The sequence below is a fragment of the Synechococcus sp. MEDNS5 genome (assembly GCF_014279875.1).
In the GTDB taxonomy this organism is placed as follows: domain Bacteria; phylum Cyanobacteriota; class Cyanobacteriia; order PCC-6307; family Cyanobiaceae; genus Synechococcus_C.
Window position 1 is genome coordinate 999,142 of record NZ_CP047952.1, and the last position, 16,817, is coordinate 1,015,958.

Consider the following 16,817-nt stretch of genomic DNA (forward strand, 5'->3'; position numbering starts at 1 on the left):
TCCATGGCCGATGAGATGGGTGCTGATCCCTGCGTGACACCCGAGCAGATCATGGGTGCGTCCCAGCAGAGCGCTGGAGGGCATCGCAAAGGAACAACCTCAGCGTTCTTCTTGAATGCGGAATGGGCGCTGCGCCAGCCGCAACGCACGGAGCATGACCGCCTTCAGGCTGCTGCCTGTGAACGGATGCTGCGCCGCCAGATGGTCGATATCGTGCGTTCCAACGGAGTGGGTGATCTGTTCGACTGGCGTGATCAGGACATCGCCGAAATCAGCCGTCAGGAGCTCGAGCAGCGGGGAGGTGAAGCGGTGCAAGCCTTTGATGCTGATAATCGGGCGGCACTCGCCGCCGGTGACGTGTGTGGATTCACCGGTGAAGATCTCCTGCCTGGGGATCAGGATTACGGAGCCCCAGCCGCCGCCACTGAGGTCAGCACCCACCGCTCCGATGCCTTGCTGCAAGCGCATCTGGAGCGGCAGAAAGGAGTGAGAAAGGGAACGTTCGGTGCGTTCTGCGCCAACTACCGGCTGGCGCGGCAGCATCCCAACCCTGCTGGTTCCGCCGCTGCCGAGATGATGCGTGAACTGTTGCCCCACGTCCGTCAGCTGGGGTATCTGCGTTGGTGGCGCTGCCGGGATGCCTGGGCAGAAGCGTTGACCGCGGACGCTTGAGCTGAAGTCCATTCACGCCCGGTGGTACGGGCTCCCTTGAAGAATGGTCTGAGCTCGGAACAGCTGTTCGAGCAGCAGCAGCCGAGCTAGTTCATGGGGGAAGGTCATCGGTGAGAGGCTCAGTTGCCAGCGGGCTGCAGCTTTGAGCTCATCAGTGAGTCCATCGGCGCCACCGATCACAAAAGCCAGGCGTTCATTGCCCAGACGCTCGAGTTGTTGAGCAAAGGGGATCGAAGCCAGTGGTGTGCCTTGCTCCATCAACATCACCGGCCATTCGTCCGCTCGCAGCGAGGAGCGAATCGCCTCCGCTTCCTTCTCGGGTGTGCTGTCTTTGAGTTCCACCACCTGGAGGCCCTGGAGACGTTTGAGGTAAAGGGCCACCCCTTCCTGCACCCAGCCCTTGCGCACCTTGCCAACAGCAATGATCCGGCAGCGGGAGATGTTCATGCCGCGTCGTCGAGAATCCAGGTGTCCTTGAGGCTGCCGCCGCGGTTCAGATTCACGATCGAGGAGCCAGGGGGCGCCACGCGGGTGAGCGCTCCTGGAAGCACCTGGGGCGTGTTTCCAAGCAAAGAGACGGGCCGGAGATCAACGGCGCAGTGCTTGAGCTGTTCCCCAATCAACGTCGGCAGGGTGTGCAGCATCTGCGCTGGTTGGGCGATGAAACGCTCAGGGTGTGCCTGCAGAGACGCCGTCATCGCATCGCATTCAGCTGCGGAGGCGGTTGGACCATGGAGCATGTCGAAACCTCCGGCACCATCCACCGGCTTCACCACCATCTGATTGAGGTGGTGAAGCACATGCTCCAGTTCTTTCGGTTCCTGGCAACTGAACGTTGGCACCTGCTCGATCAGGGCCTCTTCACCGAGGTAGTAGCGGATCATGGCGCCAACGTGTCGATACAGAGCTTTGTCGCTGCCGATCCCGGCCCCAGGGAGATTGGCGATCTGAACGTTTCTGGCAGCGGCCACCCGTTGTAGACCTGGCACTCCAAGCCAGGCACTGGATCCATCGGACTCCCTGCCGATGCGATCTTCATTGCGGCGGTAGATCACATCAACGGGAAGATTTTGTCCGTTTTGTCGGAGAAATACCCGGTTCTGATCGCAATACAGATCCTCTGGGCGCGCCAGTGCAATCCCCATGGCTGCAGCCAGAAAGCGGTGCTCACTGATCTCGGTGCTTATGGTGCTGGGGGTGAGCAAAACGATCAGTGGATCATCCTGATGGGAGCAGAGCTGATGCAGCGCAGCGCGGAGCTGCTGCAGACCTTGCTGAACTGGCCGGGGTGACTGGGCTGAGTTCTGTGGCAGTCCAGCTGCCAAGGAAGCCTCGCGGATGCGGATGGCGTAGCCATGGCCTCCGACCCGGCGAAGATTGTCTTCCAGAACCCGCCACCCTTGCCGGCTGCCACCAATCAGATCCAATCCGTTGATCAGACACCAGCAATGGTCTGGTGGAAAGAGACCTTGCAGGTCGGACTGCCAGAGCGGTGATCCTTCAATGTCTTCTCTGGCGATGACGCCGTCCTTGAGGATCAGTTGGCGGCTGTAAACGTCGGCAACAAAGCAATTAATGGCCCGGTGACGCTGCGAAATGCCTGCGCAGAGTCCGTCCCAGTCCGCTCCATGAATCACCCTTGGCCAGGGGTCATAAGGAACGACGCTGTCCTGGATCTGTACGCCATGGCTTTCGAGGTGGCGATGACCAGAGGCCAGCAGCTGCCGCCATTCCTTCCATGAGATCTGCTGGAGGTTGTGGATGGCCTCAGCCGGCGTCATCGTCTTCGAGCAGAAGCTGCCCGAACGCCACATACAGGCTTTCCTCTTCGCTGCCGGGTGCCACGGCGGGCCGTTGAGGACGGGTGTTTTTTCCTGAGCCGGCGTTGCGAGCCGCCGCTGGGGCCGGAGGGAGAGCTCCCTCATGGGGTGAGGAGCTGGGTGTTGTTCCCCGTGGCTGTTGCCGGCGTTCTGCTTCGGCTTTGGTCTCCGCCTGGCGAAGACGATCCATGAGGTGCTCTGGAACGGTTCCATCGCCGCTGACCTTCATCAGTTCGTGGAACAGAACTTGGGGGTTGTCTTCGGTTTCCACCTTGTGACGACGCTCGCTGGCGCGCGAGGCGTCTTTGGGCTTCTCTGCGGGGGTTGGCAGCGATTGCGGCAATTCCCGGCCCAGTTTCTTCAGCCGTTCGAGGCTGCGCGGGTCAAAGCTCATCAGCAGCCCAGGGTGTCGCGGGTGTCCCGTCCAGTGACGGGGTTGGTGCCCTCAGCCGCAGCACAAAGGGTTTTGAGCACATCACCACGCAAAGGCACGTTCGTGAAGTCCGCGCCGCTGATCGTGACGTCGATGAAACGGGTGTTGAAAGCGAAGGCGTCTTCCAGAACGGCATCGGTGAGATCCGTGCCGTTGAGCACGGCGGAATCCAGCGTGGCGTCGCGGAGATTGGTGCGGCTGAGGTTGGCGTCCTGCAGCTTGGCGCCGTACAAGCTGGCCCCTTGCAGGTCACTGCCAGAGAGATCAGCCTCGCGCAGGTTGGTGAGGTTGAAGGTCACCCCCTGCATGTCCCGGTTGGAGAAATCAGCTCCGATCAGCACCTGTTTGGCGTAATCCATCGCTGCCTCAGCGGAGGGAAGCAGGAGGCCGAACACCAGCCACAAGGCAAGCAGTGGAGCCAGCAGACGGCGTTGCATGAGTCAGAAACGGGCTCGACCTCAGCCTAAGCGGCCTGAGGCGTGGAGCCTTCACGCCCTGATGACTTTTTCAATGCGGTCAAGCCGCTCCTCGCGGGATCCCCAAAGTTCGATCAGTTGCGGTGCGTTCAGCGAGGGCATCACATTGAATCGCTGGTCGCGGTAGATCTGTTTGAAAATGGCATCAACCTCACTGCGGTAGGGCAGGTCAATAGGGCGAATTCCATCGTCTTCCATCTCCACAGGCCATTGGTCGCTGATGGGGATGAAAACGATTAGATCCAGGTTCTGAAGTATGTTTCTCACCCTGGGAACCATGGCTTCAACGAATGCATCGTTGATGTCAGTGGTGCCGTAGTCAGCGGTGTATTGCGAGTATGCGATGTAATCCACTGGCGCGCGATCGAAGATCACGCATTCGTCGCTGGATTGATAGGCATTCACTCGGCTGGCGTTGTAATACATCTGAATGCCGTTATGCAGGCGATTGCATTCCTGGCGAAATTGAATGTCATATCCCTCGCTATGAAGCGCTCGAAAGGGTTCCTCTTCTCGCGTGTAGTGAGGATGACGTTTCACCCAGTCCCAAACCAATGTGCTTTTCCCTTGGGAATGGGCTCCGCTGATGGCGATTCGCATACCCATTGGCTGCCTCAGAGCTGTTCTAGCGCTGAATCGAAGATGAGGCGGTCGTTGTCGTCCGATGGAGCTGGGTTCTTCGATACTTTTACTGGGGCTCTCGGCTATGGCAGCAACTGCTCTTCCAGCAGCATGTTGAATCCAAGCAGTTGTTCATCACTCAGTTGCTGCCTTGATCCCACCTGGAAGTGGTTCTGGAGAAACTCTCGTGCTTGCTGTTGCTGCCAATTGAGGCGCTTCAGGATCTCATCGCACTGGTTCACAAGATCTGAGCGGCGTAAGGGTATCGCCGCCGTTCGTGCATCGCTCGAGGCTGGAAGTTCACGCAGACGCTTGAGATAAGCCACGAGATCACTGAAGCGGGTGAGTCGATGTCTGCTGCTGTGGCCAAATGCTCGCTCCAGATAAATGGATTCATTGGCTCGATCCCAGCCGATGCGTTGCAACTCGAGGTCGATTGCGGTGAGTTCTTCGCTCCAATCGTCGGGATCAGTGGGCGCTTCGTTGACAGCGCTGGTTTGGGTGTCTTGCTCAGGGGGGTTGATCGCAGGGGCAGTTTGCGGCTCAGAGACAGGCGTTGCCTTCTGTGCAGTTCGATCCCCTTCCTGGCCGTTGCGGCGCACAAGCTCCTTGCTGCTGGCTGTCGTTGCCTTGGGCGTTCCCAGGCGTTGCCGCAGCCTGGCGATGGCCTGATCTTCTGCTTCGGTTGCCGTGGGCGCCTCACCCAGGGCACTGCCCAGTGACGTGTCGCCGTCAAAGGCTTCCACGCGAACAATGCAGCGCTGGTCGTTGTGATGGCAAAGCTGGGCTTGGGTTTTCATGCCACTGGTCGGCGCGTCCCATTTCTAGGGTGGGCTGATGGACACAGCTGCACTGCCTTCCCTAACCCCCTGGCTGGATGGCGTTGATCAATTTGGTGAACTGCTTCCCTTGTTGCCTGTGCTGGTGAGTCTGGAACTGCTGTTGTCCGCAGACAATGCCATCGCTTTGGCTGCGATTGCCCGCACCCAGCAGGATCCAGCTCTCGAGCGTCGCGCTCTCAATCTGGGTGTGTTGATGGCATTCGTGCTCCGCGTTGCTCTCATTCTTCTGGCGCAATGGGTGCTGGCCTTCCCGCCGATCCAGCTACTGGCAGCTGGCTATCTCCTTTGGCTCTGTTATCAGCACTGGCGGCCTGCTGCCACTGAGGACGGTTCACAGACCCTGGAGGAGTCTGCACCGACTGTGCGTTTTCGCCGCACTGTTCTGACCCTCGCCCTTACGGATCTCGCGTTTTCAATCGACAGCGTGGCTGCCGCTGTGGCGATCAGTGATCAACTTCTGCTTGTGATAACAGGTGCCCTGATCGGAGTGATCGCACTTCGCTTTACGTCGGGTTTGTTCATCCATTGGCTGAAGATCTATTCCAGACTTGAATCGGCCGGTTATTTGGCCGTGGCGTTCGTTGGATTCAAGTTGCTGATCCAGCTTGTTTTCCCAACGATTGATATCCCTGAGCTGTTGACGCTCTTTGTGGTGACCGTGTTAATGATTTGGGGATTTTCGGTTCGGCTCCCTCCAGTCGTTGAGGAGACCTGAGCCATGCTCATCGAGATCCGTCAGTTCGGCAGCGAGCAGCCGATCGATCGGCTTGAGATGGAGGATCCTCCCCACCCTGGCCGTTGGTTTTCTCTCGACACCAGAAGTTTCCTGGTGATGCAGCGACGGCATCGTTACAGGCTTCGCTCCGGTCGCTACGAACTGCGTTCTGTGGTCCTTCTCGTGAAGACACAGAAGCAACCGGAGGATGCCCACTGGTTCCGTCATGGTTGGGTGATTGGAGATCCCAGTTGCCGCTTCAATGCACTCAGCCCACTCCTGCGCTGTGCGGTGCTCCCGGAGGGTCCCTGCGAACGGTGTGTGCATCGCGAGGCTGCTCCGTAGCCCCAGTTCTTCAGAATGGAGCGGTGAACAACACCGTGGATCGATGAAACGCGAGCGATGCTGGGTGTGGTTCCGAGGTGGTCTGAATGAACGGCCGCACTGGGTTGGTGGTTTTTATGGCTCAACGGATGATCAGGACGGCATCCTGATCCAACATCCGAGTTATCGCGATTGCAGGCTTCCTGCTTGGAGAGTGACGCAGCAGGAACCCACTGATCTCCATGCCGCACCTGAAGTACCCGACAATGCTGTTTGGCAGTTGTTCTGAAGGCCCTTTGGATGCAGCATTCCGCTCTGCGGGTTCGAGCTGTGCTCCTGGAATTTCTTAAATTTCGCGTTCTCGCGGCTCAGCAGACCTTTTTCAGCAATGAGACCCCCGTGCAACGCCGCGCCTGGCTGGCACGCGTTCACCCCCAGGCGCTGGTGCTCAGTGATCAGCAGCTCGATGAAGTGTGGAACCAGGCGCAGCAGCTTTATGCCGATCATTAAGTGCTGATTGGGTGGCCCCGTAGGGTGTGGCTAGCGGCGGCACCACAATCAGCGCAGTTTCTGTCCCCACTGATCCTCAGGCTTTGTTCTCGGATCTGGGATTGGGTGAGCCCCTGCTGGAAGCACTTCAGGCCAAGGGTTATACCCACCCATCTCCGATTCAGGCACAGGCGATCCCGGCGGTGATTGATGGCAGGGATGTGATGGCAGCTGCGCAAACCGGTACGGGTAAAACGGCTGGTTTCACCCTGCCGGTTCTGGAGAGACTTCGGCACGGTAAACGGGCTGGACGAGGCCAGATTCGCGCTCTTGTTCTCACGCCTACCAGGGAACTCGCCGCCCAGGTTTTAGAGAATGTGAGGGCCTACGGCATTCATCTGCCTCTCCGCAGCGATGTTGTGTTCGGCGGTGTGAAGGCCAACCCACAGATTGATCGCTTGCGAGGTGGCATCGATCTGCTTGTGGCCACACCCGGTCGGTTGCTGGATCTCCATCAACAGGGGGCTCTGCACTTTGACCAGCTGGAATGCCTGGTTCTTGATGAAGCTGATCGCATGCTCGACATGGGCTTCATTCACGACATCCGCCGCTTGATCAGGCTGATGCCTGTGAAGCGCCAAACGCTTCTGTTTTCAGCCACGTTCAGTGCGCCGATCCGCAAGTTGGCGTCAGGCCTTCTCCATGATCCCGTCCATCTTCAAGTCACGCCTGAAAATCAAACGGCGCGGTCGGTGGAGCAAGTGGTGCATCCCTGCGACATGGCGCGCAAGAGCGATTTACTGAGCCATCTCATTCGTGCGGGGGACTGGCGTCAGGTGCTCGTGTTTTCACGCACGAAGCACGGAGCCAATCGGGTGGCCGACCGTCTCAACAAGGAAGGTCTTTCCGCGGCGGCCATCCATGGCAACAAGAGTCAGGGGGCACGGACCCGAGCCCTGCAGGGTTTCAAACAAGGAGGTGTCCGTGTGCTCGTGGCGACGGATATCGCCGCCAGAGGCATCGATATCCAGCAGCTCCCCCATGTCGTGAATCTGGATCTGCCGAATGTGGCGGAAGACTATGTGCACCGAATCGGTCGTACCGGTCGTGCCGGGGAAACGGGGCATGCGGTATCTCTGGTTGCCGCCGAGGAAGCCCTTCTCCTTAGAGCGATCGAGCGGCTCACGGGTGAGGAGCTGAAGCGTCAGATCGTGGAAGGGTTTGAACCCACTGTGCTCAAAGCTCCCCCCCTGGATCTCAGTGGTGGCCGCAGGCGCCCACCAGGGAAACCCAGAGCGCGCACCGCACCCTCACCCGTGCGCAGCCGTCACCGTTAAGGGTTCGCCGCGAGCCCCATCGTGTCTCCAGGGACTGCCTGGAGTTGCTGGATGAGGGCCTGCCCATGGCTGCGAGCCTTCCCTTCCAGCTGGGCTTCACGAATCAGGATTGGACAGCCACTGGTACTCACCACCAGGCCTGAACCAGCGCAGTGAAGAATCTGGCCGGGGGGATGTGCACCTGTGCTCCATTGCCCGACCAAGGCGCGAGCGTCTTCAGTTAATGCATCTGAGAGACGTTCGATTAGAGGTTCCGTTGCCAGCACCTTCAGGCGGCGTTCTTTCCAGACTGTGACGGCTCCCGGATACAGACCCATCACCGTTCGATGGGTCGTCAGGGCGGAATCCCCCCAGTTCAGCTGAAAGTCTTCTTTGCTGAGCATGCGGGCATAGGTGCCCTGGTCTGGCTGTCGGCGCACCTTGAGGCGCGACCAACGCTCTGCCTCGGGCCCAGGGCCCGCCGTCTCGATGGCAGGCAGGGCTTTCAGCATCAGATCGGCGGTGAGCCTGCTGAGTCGCTCTCCCAATTGATGGGCATTCTCCAGGAGGCCGATCGGCAGGCGTTGCTCCAGGAGAACTGGACCGGTATCCAAGCCCTCCTCCATGGCCATGATCCCCACGCCGGTTTCCGCATCCCCCTCAAGGATTGACCATTGAATCGGTCCCGCACCTCTCCAACGGGGAAGCAGAGAGCCGTGTCCGTTCCAGCAGCCCAAAGGTGGTTGCTGCAGGATTTCCTTGGGCAGGATCTGGCCGAAGGCGACCACTACAGACACATCCGCACCCAGGGCATTCAGCTGTTGCTGGCAGGTCGGGTCCCGTCGGATCCTTTCCGGGGTGAACACGGGATAGCCGAGCTCCTGAGCCCTGGCTTTCACAGGCGAAGGCATCAATTGTTTGCCCCGACCTCGGCGCCGATCCGGTTGGGTCACCACACCGACGATCTGATGCCCTGCTTCATGGAGTGTTTCGAGGGTTGGTACGGCATAGGCCGGTGTGCCCCAGAACAGGATCTTCAAAGCCAAAGCAGTTGAGCGGTGAGTGAATCAGGCTTCGCCGGTGATGGCGAGACCATCCACCCACACGTGAGGACACACCCCTTCGTGGGTGACGATGGGATCGGCTTCGATCTGAACGATGGATCGAAGGAGCTCTCGGATATCGCCGGCAACCGTTGCTGCCTCAACGGAAATGCGCTCACCCCCATTCACCAACCAGCCATCGAAGGGAAGCGAGAAGGATCCCTGGCTGGCTTTGACGCCGGCATGGAGAGCGTTGAGGCTCTCGATCAGAACGAATGGGTCGCTGGTTGTGCGGTGATCAAGGTGATCGGCTGGGAGAGTGCAGCCTTCACTTCGATGAACCTCAAACCAGTCGGGTCCGACAGACACCTTGGCTCCTAAACCGGCGTGTCCGGTGGGTTGGACACCGAACGCACGGGCGGTGGCTTCTGAGTGCAGGAAACTCTCCAGACGCCCATCCCCAATCAGCCGCAGGGTACGGGTTGGCGTTCCTTCCCCATCGAAAGGCATCGCTCCCACATGGGCAGGGTGAAGACCGTTGTCGATCAGATTGAAGAAGGGAACGGCCAGTTGTTGGCCGATCGTGTCGGGCTTGCTCAGGCTCACACCGTCAAGAACGGCTCGGGCATTGAACATGCTGCTGAAGGAACCGATGAGATCGAGAAAAGCTTCAGGTGTGAAGCACACCAGATAGCGACCCGTATCAATCGGTTTGTAGTTGAGATGGCTGATGGTGCGTTCAGCTGCTTCATCGATACATCCCTTGAGATCCAGGTCGGCGCTGCCCAGAGCCAGTCGCACCGCTCCTCCACTTCTGGGTTTCCGTCCTTGCTCTTCAGCGCGAGCGAATAGATAAAGACTCGCTTGGGTGCGTTGTGCCTGCCGGAGAGCACCATCACTGTTGAGGTAGATGCGCTCACTGCTCCCTTCATTGAGACCGTTGTAAGGGACCGTCTCGATGGCGGGGTGCCGGCTGAGGAGTTCCTTTTCAGCCTCGAGAAGATGCTTGAGCAGGGATTGAATGCCTTCGGAATCCTTGAGAGGGCGATCGAGAGGTTCGGTCGGCGCGTTCGCTAATGGAGAGAAGTGGGGAACCTCATCAATGTTCCCGAAGGCGCTGGCCTGATGGGCGCCCATCAGTGCCTTTTCCAGGCCTGCATCTGAGAGATCTGATGTGCTGGTGATGCCCACCAGACCTTCCCGATTCCAGACGCGCACGGTGATGGAACTGCGTTGTGAAGCTTTCAACTGTTTGGCTTCACCGCGATCCACCTGAACGGATGCACTGTTGCTACGGCTGGCTCCAAGATCCCATTGAGAAATACCTTCTCGGGATGCGAGCTGGTGGAGCCGATCACGCAGAGCCGACACGTTCAGAGGTGAACTTCCCATGATCAGCGGCCTCCAACAGTGATGGAATCAACTTTGATGTGGGGTTGGCCCACGGTGACAAAGACGCTCCCGCTCACCGAACCGCAATAGCCGGCAGCAAGATCGAGATCGTCGGCACACATCGAAATCCGCGGCATGACCTCCTTGGCCTCACCGATCAAGGTGGCGCCTTTCACGGGTTTGCCCAGGATTCCGTTTTCAATCAGATAGCCCTCTTCAACGGAGAAGTTGAACTGTCCTGTGGGGCCGACACTGCCGCCTCCCATGGATTTGCAGTAGAGGCCACGATCCACGGATCCGATCAGATCATCGATGCTGTGGGGACCGGCAGCGATGTATGTGTTCCGCATCCGGCTTGCGGCCGCGAATCCATGGCTCTGGCGACGACCACTGCCGGTGCGGGCGTGGCCAGTGCGTAGTTCACCGGCGCGGTCGCTGATAAAACGCTTCAGCACCCCATTTTCGATCAGAACTGTGCGCTGTGGCTCCATGCCTTCGTCGTCCATGGACATGGAGCCGAAGGCCCCATCACTCAACCCTTCATCGATGGCTGTGACGGCTGGATGGGCAATGGATTCGCCAATGCACTCAGCGAATGGCGTGGTACCGCGTTCGATCTGGGTTGTTTCCAGCAAGTGGCCGCAGGCTTCGTGAAAGATCACGCCACCAAAACGGTTGGCGAGCACCACAGGCATTTGGCCACCGTCCACGTACTCCGCGCGAAGCATGGTGGAAGCACTGCCGCAGACCTCCTGTGCGGAGGCTTCGATGTTCCAGTCGCACAGATCATTCGGTTTGTCAGTGCTCCCATAGCGGCGGGCGATACTGGCCCGGTGGTCACCGTCTGCAGCCAGCACGCTGAGGCCGCTGGATTGATGCAACCTGATGTCGCGAGCGAAGGTGCCGTCACTGGCAGCAACGAGCACTTCCTGCCAGTCGCGGGAAAAGCTTCCACGCCTGACTTCAAGATGCTGGCCAAGGCGCTGCAGGCATTGCGTCCCTTCAAGCAGTCGCTGGGTGATGACATCGAGGTTGGGCGTGCTGTCCAACCAATCGTTTTTCGTCGCAGCGAAATTTCTGAGGGCGCTTAGACCCTGAAAGGCGTTGGAACTGGAGAGGCTGGATCGTTCCAGTTGAAGCATGGCCAAGGCCTGATCGAGTGCTTCGGCCAAACCGGCGTCACTGAGATCGTTGGTGCTGACGAATCCATCGCGCGCACCCCGGAATACCCGGATGCCAGCCCCCATGCCGAAGGCCGGCGAAACGCTGGTGATCTTGTCTTGCTCAGCGAGCACACCCAGATGGTCGGTGCGCTCGAGAAAGACTTCAACGAGATCAGCGCCGGCTCCCAAGCCGGCGTTCAACAACGTGTTGAGGCGCTGCTCCCAAGGCGAACAACCGGGATCAAGATTCGGAATCCCGACTGCAGAAATCGTGTTGGTTTGCATCAGCGCACGCTGGGTTGAAACTGTTCGCTGCGCACGGGTGCCATCAGGAAGAGGGACGCCATCTGCGCCCCGTTGGCGATCCAGTGGGGAAGTTTGCGCACCACCTTGATCGGTGCAGGTGAAGCACTGGCATCCACAGCGTCCAGAGCAGCGTTGTTGGTCACAAGGTTCTCAAGCCCGGCGTAGAACTTCGGGTTCTTGACATCCAAGACAACAGGGAAAACCCTGGCGGTGGTCTCGTTGGTTTTGTCGATCACCAACCGGTCGTAATCACGCGCATCAAGACCAAGGGCTTCGTAGAACTCCTTGCGAGCGACGTCACGCACGTACATGGTCGCGAAGACAGCCAACAGGAAGAAGCGGCACCAGAGGCGAGCCCGTAAACCACGGACAGTATCGGGTTGTGCCTTCATCAAGGCATCGAAGAAATCACCGTGGCGGTTTTCGTCCTGGCACCAATTCTCGAAGAAATTGAAAATCGGAAAAATCTTGCTGTCGGGATTCTTCTCGAGGTGACGGAAGATCGTGATGTAGCGCCAATAACCAATCTTTTCAGAAAGGTAAGTGGCGTAGAAGATGAATTTGGGTTTGAAGAATGTGTATTTCTTGTTGGCGGTCAGGAAGCCCAGATCGAGCTGCAAGCCGAAATCACTCATCGACTTGTTAAGGAATCCAGCATGACGGGCTTCATCACGGGCCATGTGAGCAAAACACTCAGCCAGAAGTGGATTTCTGCTTTTGATCCGACGGCTGAGCTCCTTGTAGAGCAAAAACCCTGAAAATTCTGATGTGCAGCTCTGCTCGAGGAATTCAACGAAAACGCGACGCGTTTCCGGATCGAGTTTGTCTGCAGCACCATCAAATTCTTCGTTGCGAACAAAGTGATGACGGTTGTAGTCCTTGCGGAACTCCTCGCAGATGGCCTCCAGTTCCGCTTCGTTAGGCCGCAGATCCATTGCGGCCATGGCTTCGAAGTCCGTTGTGTAGAAGCGCGGCGTGAGGATCGTGTCCTTGGCCGGGTCCTTGACGGCAACGGCTGATCCTGCTGAAGGTGCGTCGTTGACGGCGGTTGGAGGCACCATCTGTTTTTGCTCAGTGCTAACTATCGTAAGTGGCACCGTGAGCTTGATGGGGTCTCTGTGAAGCGCGTCGTTCAGTTGCCCCCCAGCCATTTCTGACCGTTGAGCCGCTGGAGCAATCTCGATTGCAGGAGCGCCAGGTTGATTCGCTTTTCGTCGATCAGAAACGACTCCAGCAGGCTCGGTTCGGTTCCGGACTCGGCAAGGGCAATCGTTTTGCCGGAGGTGATGGCTTCGGATTCGAAGCAGACCCAGAACCTGCGCTCGCTGCTGAGCTCTCCTTTCACCATCCAGCACAAACCTCCCACCACGGGCCTCTCACCTTCGCAGAGGGAAAGGCTCACTGGAGTATGGCCTCGTTCAGCCAGAGCCTTCGAGAGCGAAGGCAGAAAGTCGTCCTGGATGAAGGAGGCGAAGGGTTTGTCTTCGGGCTTGGGTTTGGCGGCAGGTTTTGCTTTGCCTTCACCAGCGGGTTTGGTCTCGCCTTTCGGCTTGGCAGGGGTTTCGCTCACCGGATGTCGGTCACTGGCGGGACTGTAGACAGCTCAGGTGATGCCTCACCAGCCGCGGGCTACCAGTCCTCACTAAGAGGCTGATTCCAGTCATCCGGGCCTGCTGCATTGGATGTTCCTGCTGCATTGGATGTTCCTGCTGCATTGGATGCTTCGGCCGTCGTGGTTGCCCCATGATCGGGACCGGCCGCAGGCACCGTCTCGGCTTCAGAGTCGCCCCGTCGGATCACACGAAAGGGCACGGAGACCGTCGGCGCTGGGTCACGCACATCCCGCTCAGGCCATGTCACGGATGCGGCATCAGAGGGAGGCTTCGGGGGCTCCAGCGGTTCTGAAGGCTCAGGCGGCCACTCGAAGGGTTGTCGCACCTCCCGCTGGAGCGTTGGTGGTTGGGGAGATGCCGCCAAGGCACCACCCGAGCCCAGCGCAGCGCCCGTTGCGGCTGCGATAGCCATCCATGCTCCGATGGGCAGGGTGGGTAGCTGCCAGGTGAGGATCCGAAGGCTGCCTCCCTTCCCGAGATTCAGCCCTGCGACCAGCAATGTGAGCAGCAAGGGTGACAGGCATGGAATCAGCAGCAGCCGTTGCAGCGCGGTCATGGCCTTCGTCCCTGCCAACGGTTCTGTTCTGTGAGTGACTCGTCCAAGCCATCAAACAGGCGCATGACGAGAAAATCGAGCATGTCGTCGAGGGATTCCGGTTGGGTGTACCAGGCTGGAATAGGCGGCGCAATCCTGGCTCCAGCTTCGGCAAGCGTTGTGAGATTGCGCAGATGAATCAGGTTCCATGGCATTTCTCTCGGGGCAATGACAAGGGGCCTGCCTTCCTTGAGATGCACATCCGCACTGCGCTCCAGCAGGTCTCCTGCCAGTCCAGCCGCCAGGCGCCCCACGGTTCCCATCGAGCAGGGAACAACCACCATTCCCCGGGTCACCACACTGCCACTGGCCACCACAGCGGCTTGATCATCCCAGCGATGGCAGATCAGCTCGCCGCTCTGCACATCGAGATGGTCACGCCAGAACTGGTGCTGCTGGCAGGGATCCACCGGGACGGCGATGCCCCGTTCAGCTCTCCAAACTTCGTGGGCTCCCCGGCTCACAATCACGTGCACGTTGTGCCCAGCCCGGAGAAGCCATTGAATGCTGCGTTCAGCTAATTGCTGGGCCGATGCGCCGCTGACGCCGATGACGAAAGGGGCGCTCATGCGTCTGACACGGCCACAGGCAGGGGATCGGCTTCCGTGGATTCGTGCGAAGAATCGTCGTTGAGCGCCACCTCCAGGTCGATCTGGTTTCGCAGCACGTCAACTTTCAGCACATTCACCTTCACTTGGTCGCCGAGTTGATAAACCCTGCGACTCCGTCGACCCACGAGTCGATTCTGCCGGGAGCGGTATTCGTACCAGTCGTCATTCAATGAGCTGACGTGCACTAACCCTTCCACCATCGATGGAGGGATCTCCACAAAGAATCCATAGCTCTGCACACCACTGATCACGCCGGTTTGCTCCTGATTCACCATCGGTTCGGCACTTCTGGCTTGAGCCATGGCGACCACGTCTTTGCGTAGCTCTGCCACCTGACGTCGGCCTGTATTCAGACGCTGGACGATCCGTTCCCGGAACAGCTCTGACAGTTTCTGATCCTGCGAGGCAGTGAAAAGGGGCCAGGTGATCTGATCGCTTGCCCCCTGGCGTCCGATCGGCACCTTGTCTTTGTGACGCACGCTGGGCCGGTCCTTGCCCTCGTTGAGCAGGTGACACAGCACCTGCTGATTCAGGACATCGGCGTAATGAAGAGTCGGGCAACACCAGGGAGCCAGGGATTGAGCCCAAACAGAACCGGATGTCTCTGCGTCATTGTTGGCCGGTTCATCAACCTCTGCTGAGGATGCAACCTCTGTCTCGGCATCAGTGCTGTTGTCATCGGTTTGGAGGCTTCCAGTCGTCGCTGCAGCATCACTGAGTCGGTAGGTGCTGTCGGGCAGTGCATGCCGAAGCTGGAGATTAAGTACGCGGCTCGACTCACAACCGGCGACAGCCTTGGCAAGTTCATCTGCGGACGGCGTTCCGTCTTCATCGAGTTCGAGAGGAACATCAAGGGCAATGGCCGCTTTGGCGACATCCGTCAGAGCGGAGTCGTCGGCGGGTGGGGCACTCAGAAGCACCGCAGGGAGACGCAGATCCTGGCTGTGGGAGTTCCAGACCCGGTGGGCCGTGCGCAACAGCACAGCCATGACCGATTCCGGAGCGGCAGGATTCAGCGGTTCTGTCGAGCTGGTTGCATCACCATCTGGGGCGAGCGGATTCAAATCTCCCAGGGTGTCGAGCTGAGGCCTGGGCAGATCCAGTTCAATTAAACCTGCAGCCTTTTCGCACTCATGGGCGTTTCTGGCACAGAAGATCAGAGTTTCCAGCTGGCTGATCTGCTCTTTGATCGCTTTCAAGGCCGCTGGAATCGCCCGGGCTTTCGGTTTGCGTGCTTCGAGGGCAGCCAGATGTTCGCTGGTGATCTCAGCAACAGGACGGATCTTGGTTAATGAGAACTCCCAGTCTTTCCATTCACGGTCAGGGCCGAAATCCAGCCGAAGCGTGACAGCATCCTGAACTTCGCCGACGCGAAAAGCGCTGGCCTTTGTTAGCGCTGGGCTCAGAAGCGGAAGCCATTGCTGGCCAAGGCAGATGCTCTCTGACTGGTCCAGCAGCCACTGGTCGAGACTGTTCCCAGGGGTCAGCCGTTCCGCTACGGCTGGCGCATGGATCCAAAGACGCGTCCCTCCCTCGTGGGGGATGACATGAACTGCCGGCAGCGAGACAGCCTCGCTTGCCGACCAGCCTGTGAGCAGCAATGCCGGCTGATCCGTGCAATCCAGCCGCTTTTTGGCTGCGGGTGCCTTGAGTGATGCGCGTGGTGGGCTGGGCCGTTGATGGAGGTTGGCTTTGGTCAACATCAGGTCCCGATCCGCCTCAGCTCCGCCATTGAGAGGCAATGCACGGGAGACATGGCCCTGGGCAGAGAACTGCGCGACGGGGTAGCGGTCAAGAATGACTTCGGCGACCGCTTCATCCGCGGGAGTGTCCGCGTGGCCTGCATCCTCGGAGGGAAGCTCGATGGTCGCCAGAATCCTGTCGTCGAGGGGGACAGCCACAAGCTTGTCCTCCTGCTGTTCGACAGCCGCCAGAAGGCTCGTGGTGGCCCGTTCGAGAATGCATTGCACACCTCCTTCTGGAGAACGACGGCGACCTCCTTCCCGGGTGATGCGCACAAGAACGCGATCGCCGTTCCAGGCATGATTCAACTGGTGATCGCGGATATAGATGTCATCACCGCCATCATCGCGGATTGCAAAACAAAAGCCCTTGCTGCTGCAACGAAGGCGGGCTTCTACAAGGTCATCGGAGATGCAGCGTTGGATGTCTCCGCTGTCATCGGTGCTCAGGATCCCGAGGCGCGTGAGAGCTTGCAGTGCCAACGCGAGAGACTGTTTTTCTGATCGATTGGTGAGCCTCAGGATCTTCTCGAGCTTTGCCGTTTCCAAGGTTCCATCGGAGGGAACCTGGTCGAGCAGATCAGCGACCGTGAATTTCATCAGAACGGAATCAGGAACCGGCCTTCAGGACCGGGAGGGTGACA

The 16,817-nt window shown here is 59.0% G+C and carries 20 protein-coding genes; 6 read left to right on the forward strand and 14 right to left on the reverse strand.

What is annotated here, in order from left to right; genetic code table 11:
* The first annotated feature begins 3 nt into the window (after positions 1-3).
* Positions 4-672 carry a hypothetical protein gene (locus SynMEDNS5_RS05325; protein ID WP_186585361.1) on the forward strand — a complete coding sequence of 223 codons (669 nt, stop codon included), beginning with the start codon at positions 4-6 and terminating at the stop codon, positions 670-672.
* Positions 673-684: 12 nt separating this feature from the next.
* On the opposite strand, the gene SynMEDNS5_RS05330 is transcribed toward SynMEDNS5_RS05325, so the two are convergent.
* The 6 genes from SynMEDNS5_RS05330 to SynMEDNS5_RS05355 form a co-directional block, all read right to left on the reverse strand.
* Complete coding sequence (locus SynMEDNS5_RS05330) at positions 685-1,119, reverse strand: 23S rRNA (pseudouridine(1915)-N(3))-methyltransferase RlmH (RefSeq protein WP_186585363.1); 435 nt, start codon at positions 1,117-1,119, stop codon at positions 685-687.
* A complete protein-coding gene (locus SynMEDNS5_RS05335; protein ID WP_186585365.1) occupies positions 1,116-2,453 on the reverse strand; it encodes a circularly permuted type 2 ATP-grasp protein in 1,338 nt (445 codons plus the stop codon). Before SynMEDNS5_RS05335 ends, SynMEDNS5_RS05330 begins: the two co-directional genes overlap by 4 nt.
* Positions 2,440-2,886 (reverse strand): hypothetical protein, encoded by a 447-nt coding sequence (locus SynMEDNS5_RS05340; protein ID WP_186585367.1) that lies wholly within the window; start codon positions 2,884-2,886, stop codon positions 2,440-2,442. The genes SynMEDNS5_RS05335 and SynMEDNS5_RS05340 overlap by 14 nt, the downstream gene beginning before the upstream one ends.
* A complete protein-coding gene (locus tag SynMEDNS5_RS05345) occupies positions 2,886-3,362 on the reverse strand; it encodes a pentapeptide repeat-containing protein (RefSeq protein WP_011932996.1) in 477 nt (158 codons plus the stop codon). The genes SynMEDNS5_RS05340 and SynMEDNS5_RS05345 overlap by 1 nt, the downstream gene beginning before the upstream one ends.
* Positions 3,363-3,413: 51 nt before the next feature.
* Positions 3,414-4,001: an ATP-binding protein gene (locus SynMEDNS5_RS05350; RefSeq protein WP_255440336.1), complete on the reverse strand. Its 588-nt coding sequence runs from the start codon at positions 3,999-4,001 to the stop codon at positions 3,414-3,416.
* A gap of 104 nt (positions 4,002-4,105) precedes the next feature.
* A complete protein-coding gene (locus tag SynMEDNS5_RS05355) occupies positions 4,106-4,822 on the reverse strand; it encodes a hypothetical protein (RefSeq protein ID WP_186585372.1) in 717 nt (238 codons plus the stop codon).
* Between the two features lie 37 nt (positions 4,823-4,859).
* Between SynMEDNS5_RS05355 and SynMEDNS5_RS05360 the strand changes: the two genes are divergently transcribed.
* The 5 genes from SynMEDNS5_RS05360 to SynMEDNS5_RS05380 are packed head-to-tail and all read left to right on the forward strand — an operon-like array spanning position 4,860 to position 7,729.
* Entirely contained in the window at positions 4,860-5,579 is a 720-nt protein-coding gene (locus tag SynMEDNS5_RS05360; protein WP_186585374.1) for a hypothetical protein, read from the forward strand.
* A gap of 3 nt (positions 5,580-5,582) precedes the next feature.
* Complete coding sequence (locus SynMEDNS5_RS05365) at positions 5,583-5,924, forward strand: DUF6464 family protein (RefSeq protein WP_186585376.1); 342 nt, start codon at positions 5,583-5,585, stop codon at positions 5,922-5,924.
* Positions 5,925-5,967: 43 nt separating this feature from the next.
* Positions 5,968-6,192, forward strand: a complete 225-nt coding sequence (locus tag SynMEDNS5_RS05370; RefSeq protein ID WP_186585378.1) for a hypothetical protein — start codon at positions 5,968-5,970, stop codon at positions 6,190-6,192.
* Positions 6,193-6,203: 11 nt separating this feature from the next.
* Positions 6,204-6,413, forward strand: a complete 210-nt coding sequence (locus SynMEDNS5_RS05375) for a hypothetical protein (RefSeq protein WP_186585380.1) — start codon at positions 6,204-6,206, stop codon at positions 6,411-6,413.
* A 26-nt stretch (positions 6,414-6,439) separates the two neighbouring features.
* Positions 6,440-7,729, forward strand: a complete 1,290-nt coding sequence (locus SynMEDNS5_RS05380) for a DEAD/DEAH box helicase (protein WP_370593575.1) — start codon at positions 6,440-6,442, stop codon at positions 7,727-7,729.
* Here SynMEDNS5_RS05380 and fmt read toward each other — a convergent pair.
* From fmt to SynMEDNS5_RS05420, 8 genes are all read right to left on the reverse strand, one after another.
* Positions 7,726-8,748 carry a methionyl-tRNA formyltransferase gene (gene fmt, locus SynMEDNS5_RS05385; protein ID WP_186585862.1) on the reverse strand — a complete coding sequence of 341 codons (1,023 nt, stop codon included), beginning with the start codon at positions 8,746-8,748 and terminating at the stop codon, positions 7,726-7,728. The genes SynMEDNS5_RS05380 and fmt overlap by 4 nt on opposite strands.
* Before the next feature lie 27 nt (positions 8,749-8,775).
* On the reverse strand, positions 8,776-10,143 hold the full coding sequence (locus SynMEDNS5_RS05390; RefSeq protein ID WP_186585393.1) for a TldD/PmbA family protein: 1,368 nt from the start codon (positions 10,141-10,143) through the stop codon (positions 8,776-8,778).
* 2 nt (positions 10,144-10,145) lie between these two features.
* Positions 10,146-11,591: a TldD/PmbA family protein gene (locus tag SynMEDNS5_RS05395; RefSeq protein ID WP_186585395.1), complete on the reverse strand. Its 1,446-nt coding sequence runs from the start codon at positions 11,589-11,591 to the stop codon at positions 10,146-10,148.
* Positions 11,591-12,673 carry a magnesium-protoporphyrin IX monomethyl ester (oxidative) cyclase gene (gene acsF / locus SynMEDNS5_RS05400; protein WP_186585405.1) on the reverse strand — a complete coding sequence of 361 codons (1,083 nt, stop codon included), beginning with the start codon at positions 12,671-12,673 and terminating at the stop codon, positions 11,591-11,593. The genes SynMEDNS5_RS05395 and acsF overlap by 1 nt, the downstream gene beginning before the upstream one ends.
* 71 nt (positions 12,674-12,744) lie before the next feature.
* Positions 12,745-13,182 (reverse strand): DUF2996 domain-containing protein, encoded by a 438-nt coding sequence (locus tag SynMEDNS5_RS05405; RefSeq protein WP_186585407.1) that lies wholly within the window; start codon positions 13,180-13,182, stop codon positions 12,745-12,747.
* 59 nt (positions 13,183-13,241) lie between these two features.
* Entirely contained in the window at positions 13,242-13,781 is a 540-nt protein-coding gene (locus SynMEDNS5_RS05410) for a hypothetical protein (protein ID WP_186585409.1), read from the reverse strand.
* A complete protein-coding gene (locus tag SynMEDNS5_RS05415) occupies positions 13,778-14,389 on the reverse strand; it encodes a flavin prenyltransferase UbiX (RefSeq protein WP_186585411.1) in 612 nt (203 codons plus the stop codon). The genes SynMEDNS5_RS05410 and SynMEDNS5_RS05415 overlap by 4 nt, the downstream gene beginning before the upstream one ends.
* A complete protein-coding gene (locus SynMEDNS5_RS05420) occupies positions 14,386-16,773 on the reverse strand; it encodes an RNB domain-containing ribonuclease (RefSeq protein WP_186585413.1) in 2,388 nt (795 codons plus the stop codon). The genes SynMEDNS5_RS05415 and SynMEDNS5_RS05420 overlap by 4 nt, the downstream gene beginning before the upstream one ends.
* Positions 16,774-16,817: the final 44 nt, after the last annotated feature.